Source organism: Bacillus cereus group sp. BfR-BA-01309, assembly GCF_022664315.1.
GTDB classification, from domain to species: domain Bacteria; phylum Bacillota; class Bacilli; order Bacillales; family Bacillaceae_G; genus Bacillus_A; species Bacillus_A mobilis.
This window is the reverse complement of record NZ_JAKUHE010000062.1, coordinates 1-445: the sequence shown is the minus strand read 5'-3', so window position 1 is coordinate 445 and position 445 is coordinate 1. Positions and strand designations below refer to the sequence as shown.

The window sequence follows — 445 nt, the reverse complement described above, 5'->3', positions numbered from 1 at the left end:
CAAGGCATCCACCGTGCGCCCTTTCTAACTTAACCAAACTAAAAATTAAAAAATATGAGCTACACTGTTATCTAGTTTTCAAAGAACATACCATTTGCTATTTAAAATAGCTTTTTGGTGGAGCCTAGCGGGATCGAACCGCTGACCTCCTGCGTGCAAGGCAGGCGCTCTCCCAGCTGAGCTAAGGCCCCAAAAGTTGTATGGTGGGCCTAAATGGACTCGAACCATCGACCTCACGCTTATCAGGCGTGCGCTCTAACCAGCTGAGCTATAGGCCCATACAAATTGCAGAATTTATTTATATCATATCCTCATTTAAGAGTCAATACTTAATTGAACTCTCAAAACTAAACGAAAACGAAACACGGAAACTTATATTGATGAACAGCGTTCATCAATTCTCCATAGAAAGGAGGTGATCCAGCCGCACCTTCCGATACGGCTA

2 tRNA genes are annotated in these 445 nt (G+C 43.4%); both read right to left on the bottom strand.

Going from position 1 to position 445, the window contains the following annotated elements:
• Positions 1–115 precede the first annotated feature (115 nt).
• Positions 116–191: transfer RNA gene (locus MR115_RS29580), tRNA-Ala, on the bottom strand.
• 10 nt (positions 192–201) lie between these two features.
• Positions 202–278: transfer RNA gene (locus MR115_RS29575), tRNA-Ile, on the bottom strand.
• Positions 279–445 lie beyond the last annotated feature (167 nt).